Raw genomic sequence first — 6,212 nt, 5'->3', positions numbered from 1 at the left:
CGCTTTCGCTTCATCTGTCCGTCCTTCGTCAGGCCGGACTCTAAATCGTTCTGGAGGAAATTCTTAGGGGCAGGTCAGGGTGGCTGCAATCTGAACGTTGCCGACAGCTCGGCAGCGCCTCGCCGAGCAATGCAGCCGGCATGTCGGATCAGTGCGCCGGTCGATATTACCTTCGAATAGGGGGCGGTATCAGTCTCGCGATCGGGTAGCGGCTGGCGGTCGGAGCCGGACCGATATCGGTAATTGCCTCGCGCTCCGGCAGGTGACCGCGGCGGACCACCACGCGGGACATCGGTGAACTGGTCGCGGCGTGTCCTGGCTGCGTCAGCTTAATGAAACTATCAGCAGACACGGCATGTCGCTATTTCGGTGGAGGACTGGGGCACTATGTCAGGCGTTACGGAAAATGCCTCTCGGTGTCACGAGGAATTGCCGCCTCCTTTAGTGGAAGGAGAGCGCAAATGAGTGAGGAGCGGATCACCTAAACCGCCTTGCGGGGCGATCCACGAAGGCCGGAGATGAAGACGCCAGACGACGGGGCGGAGATTTTGGGGTTGAAGGCTTGTAGGTGGGGGGAGCGGATCGCCCGGTAGCTGGGATGCAGCCCCTACACGGTGAAGGCCTACATGGCGGCGTGCCGGAGGAGGTCCTGCGGGACAATCGGCGAGGCCTGGTGGTGCGGCACGACGCGGTGAGCCGGCGGGTCGAGTTCAACGACAAGCTCGTTGCGTTCGCTTGGCATTGGAGCTTCCGGCTACGCGCCTGTGCGCCGTATCGGGCGTGGACGAAGGGCAAGCCGAGTGCGGCGTGGGCTCTGTGAAGAAGAACGCGATCGTAGGGCACAGCTTACGAGCTTCGAGGCGCATCTCGCCAGATGGGAGCGCGGGGTGAACGCGCGGATCCACGGCACGACCGGCGAGATGCCGATGACGCGCTTCGATCGCGACGAGGCGCATCGGTTGTAGCCGCTCGGGTCCCGGCCGTCCTTCGGCATGCAGCGCGAGCTGACGCGCATCTGCGGCCGCCCTCTTCGCTGGTCTCGGAATCCGCGGAGTGGCTTCGCTGCCAGTCAGTTCAGTCAGGAGTCTCAACTATCCCAATTGCACGAAATCGCGTCCGAAACTCCGCCGAAGGGACTTCGGATATGGCCAAGCATTCGCTTAGCCTCCATCCGTCGGATCCGCGTGCCTTCGATGTCGTCGCGGCGATCAATTCGCGGCGGCAAAGGAAGAGTATCGCGGGCGACAAAAGAAGCGAGACCATCGCTAGATGCCAAAGCGCGAACCGATGCTTCGAAACGCCGCAGAAAAGCTCTGCCTCACCGTTCCTGAGGCTGCCGTACTGTGTTCGCTCGGCCAGACGTCCCTTTACAAGGCCATCAAAGAAGGGCGGCTGCGAGTCCGAAAGTATGGCACGCGGACGATCATCACACGCGCAGATTTGGCGTCCTTCTTGGAAAGCCTCCCCGAGGCGACCAATCAGCCCGAGCGGTGACATACTAGTCGGGCGAAGGATAGCTTGATCCTTCAGGCGACCTTCATCGGGGTCACGTTGCTCCTTGGTGGTTGCGTTGCGAAGTCTGCGAATGTCTGCATCACAAGTAGTCGCTTCTTCAGGGCCTCGCCGCGCTTATACGCCTTTTCGGCATCATCGCCCGTGATGTGGTGCAGGCAATGCTCGACGATTTCCTCCTCGAAGTGGGTCTGCTCCTGCGCCCAGGTTCGAAACGTCGTGCGGAAGCCGTGCACGGTCAGGGAGTCGTTTCCGGTGAGCTCCTTGAGATATTTGAGCATCGTCATGTTGCTCATCGGTCTCTTTAGACTGCGACCGGGAAAGACGAATTCGTCATTGACGCGGCTCTCGTAAGCCTCGCGCAAATAGGCCAGCGTCTGCCGGGGTAACGGCGTGCGTTTCAACCGCTCGTTCTTGGTGCCGAGAAAGCCAAGATCCCAGATTCCGTGATCGAGATCGAGTTGCGCCCAGCGCATGTTTTGAACTTCGGCGGTTCGTCCCAAGGTCAGGATGATGACCTCGAGCGCCCGCGCGCTTTGCGTCGAGATGGCGCTGAGCTTGTGCATGAACGCCGGCAGGTCTTGGTAGTCCATCGCCTTGTGGCCGCCCCGTATCGTGCCACGCCGGCGTTGCCTGGGCATGATCGGTTGCAGTCGGCTGGCCCAATCGGCCGGGTTGTCTTTCGGTCGCAGGTTGTGGGCGATCGCTGCGTCGAGAATCTTCTTGATGATCTGGCGAGCGGAGCGCGAGGTCTCAGGCTGCTGCCAGATCGGCATGAGCACGTTGACGACATGGGCAGTTTCGATCTCGTGGACCCAGTGCTTGTGCAGCGGGCGGCAGATGACCTGCACGATGCGCTTCAGCTTTGCTCTGGCGGCCTTGTGCCTCATGCCGGTCTCGTAGGTCTGCCGCCATTGCTCGGCGAACTCGCCGAACCGACGCGATCCCTGGGTGCGACGTTTCTCGTCGTCGCGGTGCTCCCGCGGATCGGTCCCCTTGGCCAGCAGCCGCAGAGCGTCAATCGCCTTGTCCTTGGCCTCGGAGAGCTTCAGGCCGGTTTCCTTGGCCGAACCAAAACCCATCTTCTTGACGATGCCGTTGCGCTGGTATCGGAACGCCCAGCGGCGGCCGCCGCTTGGGGTGACGATCAAATAGAGGTTGTTGCCGCAGGGGTATTCACCGGGCCCGACGGAGAGATAGTTCTTGGCCGTGATCTCCGGCTTTTGAGTTAGAAGCTGCATGGGAGATTCGAACTCCTGTCCCTCGCTGAAAAATGCAGCGTTTCAGGTGAGGGGGATTCTAACTGAGATCGAGGGATGGCCAAATGGACGGTCGGGCGGAGCTCGCCGACGATCGCCGATCGTACGCGGCAGTCACCTAAGCTACGAAAAACCACGATCTAACAAGGTGTTACCGTGGGCTTCGGTGATGATCGGCGATGGCGGGTGAAGGGGGGCGAAGACGGGCCTGGCGCGCTCGGAGAGATTCGAACTCCCGACCCTCGGAATCGAAATCCGATGCTCTATCCAGCTGAGCTACGAGCGCGCGATGCGGGCCAAATCTCCCGCGTCACCGGGATACCAGACTTGGATGGCCAAGGCCAGCCTCCGCCGGACATGAACGGTCGTTCGCCGAAGCTGGCGGGGCGTCCATGGATGGCGTCAGAAGCAGGGATGCCGGCGTCGGTCCTGGCCGATGTAGGCCGCCGAGCTCTGGTAGCAGTGGTTGGTGGAAGGACCGTCATAGAACGCAAAGCTACCGGGCAGCGGGCCGGGGCCATAATTGTGCAGGAAGCTGATGGCGTAGGGCAGCCCGTAGTGGTGGCGATGATGCCGATGATGGCTGCGCGCCTCGGACGTGGCCGGCACCAGGGCGGCAATTGACACGATCAAGGCGGCGGCGAGGGATGCGAGCTTGCTCATGACTTTTCTTCTCCGGAAAACGACGTCAAGGCCGGCCGTCTGGCTGATAGCCTAACGCGGAAGTGGCGGAAAGGGTGCGCAAAAGGCGATAACCCGTCAAAATTTTGGCCTTTTCCGCGTGCTTAAGAAGATCATGACAAGGTCCGGCAAGTGCCGTCGTGCATTGGGCCCGAGGCGTTGTCGCGACAGCGCCAGAAAAGACCGGGTTTGCCGTCCGATCCATGAATCGCCTGATCCCAAGCGTCGTGCTCCTGCTGGTCGCCGCTAGCCCGGCGCGTGCGGATTTGCACATTACGCGCGACCATGGTGGCTACATCGAAGAGTACAAGGCCAAGTACAGGCACGTCAGGGAAACGCGTCAGCGCGTCATCATCGACGGCATCTGCAATTCCGCCTGCACGCTCGTCTTCGGCTTCGTGCCGCTCAACAGGATCTGCGTCACGCCCAGGGCCAGCCTCGGCTTCCACCAAGCCTATTACGACAAGGCGTTCACGTTCGGCATCAAGGTCACCAGCGTGGAGGGGACGTCCGAGCTGATGTCCTATTACCCCGATTCGGTGAAGGACTGGATCCGGCGCAACGGCGGGCTCACCACCGAGATGAAGCGGATCAAGAACGGCATCGAGCTCTGGAAGATCGTCGACCCCTGTCCCGACGTCTGGTGAGGGCACCGCCCGCACGGAATCTCTGTCCCAGCAGACCTCTGCCGGCAATCCGATCGCAAGCCGGCCGGCGTCCGCGCGGCATCACCGGTCGCTGCGTCGCGCCGCGGATGCCAGATCCCGGCTCCCAACCGCACGGCGACAAACGAAACAATCCAGCGCCAGATCGTCCCCACTACCGGGCACTGGATTGTTTCGCCAAGACCATCAGCGAAGGTGACGACTCGCCTTCGGTCTCGAGCCAGGCAGAATCAGCGCTTGGCCTTCTTCGTCTTCTTCGCCGCTTTCTTGGTGGCCTTCTTGGCCGTCTTCTTCGCAGCTTTCTTGGCCGCCTTCTTCACGGTCTTCTTGGCGGACTTCTTGGTCGCGACCTTCTTGGCCTTGGCGGCGGCCCGCTTGGGTGCAGCCCTCTTGGAGGTCTTCTTCGCGGTCTTCTTGGCCGCTCGTCGGGCCTTAGGCGCCGTCGTGATCACCGGATCCTTCGGCGCCTCGGCGGGCATGCTGGTCTCGGTCGCGGTCGGATCAGAGAGTGGAGTGTCGTCCATATCGGGTCCCCCGATTTGTTGGAAACCCTGCGACGATAGCTGGATTCTCTGTACTGTCAAAGCGCGCCCCAACTAATCACTTGTGCGCAAGCTTGCGTAGGCTGCCAGCGCGCGCTCCCGCCCGGGCTTGTGATCCACGATCGGCGCCGGGTAGGTGCGGCCGAGTTCAACCCCGGCCTCGGCGAGCTCGAGCGGCTTCGCCGCCCAGGGCTGGTGGATCAGCGTGGCCGGCAGGCGCGCCAGCTCCGGCACCCAGCGGCGGACATAGGTCCCGCGAGAATCGAATTTTTCGCCCTGCAGCACGGGATTGAAGACGCGGAAGTAGGGCGCGGCGTCGGCGCCCGATCCCGCAACCCATTGCCAACTGGCCGGATTGCTGCCCGGGTCGGCGTCGACCAGCGTGTCCCAGAACCAGTGTTCGCCGAGCCGCCAGTCGATCAGAAGATGCTTCACGAGCAGCGAGGCGACCACCATACGGACGCGGTTGTGCATGCTCCCGCTATGCCAGAGCTCGCGCATCCCGGCATCGACGATCGGATATCCGGTTCGCCCGCGCTGCCAGGCCTGCAGCGCTGAATGATCCTGCGCCCAGGGAAAGGCATCGAAGGCCGGCTGCAGATTGCGGGTTGCGAGGTCGGGATTGTTGTAGAGCAGGTGGCGGCTGAACTCGCGCCAGCCGAGCTCACTCAGGAACTTGTCGATGCCGGCGGCGGAAGCTGGACGCTCGGCGGCGGCAAATCGCGCCGCATGCCAGACCTGGCGCGGGCTGATCTCGCCGAAACGCAGATGCGGCGACAGCCGGGAGGTCGCCTCGATGTCGGGCCGGTCGCGATCGGCGGCATAGGTCTGCACGGCCGTTTCGAGAAAGCTGGCGAGGCGCGCCTGTGCCGCGCGCTCGCCGGCTTGCCATGACGCTCGCAGGCCGCCGGCCCAGTCGGGCTTGCGCGGCTCGAGCGCGAGCTCACCGATCGGCAAGCTTGCGCCGCCGGGGGCGTGCGACAGCCGGGCCGGCCGCGGCAGCGGCTTCGGCGGATCACCCAGAGCGAGCACCCGCTTCCAGAACGGTGTGAACACGCGCGGGCCGCGCCCATCCTTGCCGCGCAACTCGGCCGGATCGACCAGAAGGTCATCGGGAAACACGCGTGAAGAGACGCCGATCTCGGCGAGTGCTGCTTCGACGCCGGCAGCCACGGCGCGGGGGCCGGCCTGCGCGACGTCGTTCCAATACACCGCGCTGGCCCTGGTTTGGCGCGCCAACTCGCCGAGCACCTTGGCCGCGGAGCCGCGCCGGATCACGAGCTCGGCGCCGAGCGCATGTAGTTCGGCCTGGAGTGCACGCAACGATTGCGCGAGCCACCAGCGCGCCGCGCCGCCGAGCGGACGCAACCCAGGGCTTTCCTGATCGTGGACGTAACTACAAACGATCCGAGTGCCCGACTTCGCTGCTTCATGCAACGCGGGGTGGTCAGACAGCCGCAGGCTCTCGCGAAACCATACGATGATGGGGGAGGAGGACATGATCAGGGTATCTTATTGCCGTTTTTATCGAGAGTTCCGGTATTCTACGCTCC

The 6,212-nt window shown here is 63.2% G+C and carries 7 protein-coding genes, 1 tRNA gene and 1 pseudogene; 4 read left to right on the top strand and 5 right to left on the bottom strand.

The features are described 5' to 3' along the window. From QW887_RS34635 to QW887_RS34625, 3 genes and pseudogenes are all read left to right on the top strand, one after another. Window positions 1-180: hypothetical protein (locus tag QW887_RS34635; protein ID WP_316196181.1), on the top strand; the 180-nt coding region annotated here is incomplete at its 5' end. Window positions 181-628: 448 nt separating this feature from the next. Further along, window positions 629-962 (top strand): annotated as a pseudogene (locus tag QW887_RS34995) (IS21 family transposase); the annotation flags it as partial. A 307-nt stretch (window positions 963-1,269) separates the two neighbouring features. After that, complete coding sequence (locus QW887_RS34625; RefSeq protein ID WP_316186251.1) at window positions 1,270-1,494, top strand: helix-turn-helix domain-containing protein; 225 nt, start codon at window positions 1,270-1,272, stop codon at window positions 1,492-1,494. Window positions 1,495-1,526: 32 nt separating this feature from the next. On the opposite strand, the gene QW887_RS34620 is transcribed toward QW887_RS34625, so the two are convergent. The 3 genes from QW887_RS34620 to QW887_RS34610 all read right to left on the bottom strand — a co-directional run bounded on the left by QW887_RS34620 (window position 1,527) and on the right by QW887_RS34610 (window position 3,434). Continuing rightward, window positions 1,527-2,753 carry a tyrosine-type recombinase/integrase gene (locus tag QW887_RS34620; protein WP_316186250.1) on the bottom strand — a complete coding sequence of 409 codons (1,227 nt, stop codon included), beginning with the start codon at window positions 2,751-2,753 and terminating at the stop codon, window positions 1,527-1,529. Window positions 2,754-2,980: 227 nt separating this feature from the next. Further along, window positions 2,981-3,057: transfer RNA gene (locus tag QW887_RS34615), tRNA-Arg, on the bottom strand. A 116-nt stretch (window positions 3,058-3,173) separates the two neighbouring features. After that, window positions 3,174-3,434: a hypothetical protein gene (locus QW887_RS34610; RefSeq protein ID WP_315717684.1), complete on the bottom strand. Its 261-nt coding sequence runs from the start codon at window positions 3,432-3,434 to the stop codon at window positions 3,174-3,176. A gap of 221 nt (window positions 3,435-3,655) precedes the next feature. On the opposite strand from QW887_RS34610, the gene QW887_RS34605 reads away from it, so the two are divergent. After that, window positions 3,656-4,099: a hypothetical protein gene (locus QW887_RS34605; RefSeq protein ID WP_316165043.1), complete on the top strand. Its 444-nt coding sequence runs from the start codon at window positions 3,656-3,658 to the stop codon at window positions 4,097-4,099. A 248-nt stretch (window positions 4,100-4,347) separates the two neighbouring features. Here QW887_RS34605 and QW887_RS34600 read toward each other — a convergent pair whose 3' ends face one another. Further along, the gene (locus QW887_RS34600; protein ID WP_316196179.1) at window positions 4,348-4,641 is read right to left on the bottom strand and encodes a histone; all 294 of its coding nucleotides are present in this window, start codon (window positions 4,639-4,641) and stop codon (window positions 4,348-4,350) included. A gap of 72 nt (window positions 4,642-4,713) precedes the next feature. Next, entirely contained in the window at window positions 4,714-6,159 is a 1,446-nt protein-coding gene (locus QW887_RS34595; protein WP_316196178.1) for a deoxyribodipyrimidine photo-lyase, read from the bottom strand. Between the last annotated feature and the right edge of the window lie 53 nt (window positions 6,160-6,212).

The organism is Bradyrhizobium sp. SZCCHNRI3052 (assembly GCF_032484895.1).
GTDB lineage: Bacteria > Pseudomonadota > Alphaproteobacteria > Rhizobiales > Xanthobacteraceae > Bradyrhizobium.
Note: the sequence above shows the minus strand (reverse complement) of the source record. Positions and strands in the feature narration are given on the sequence as shown.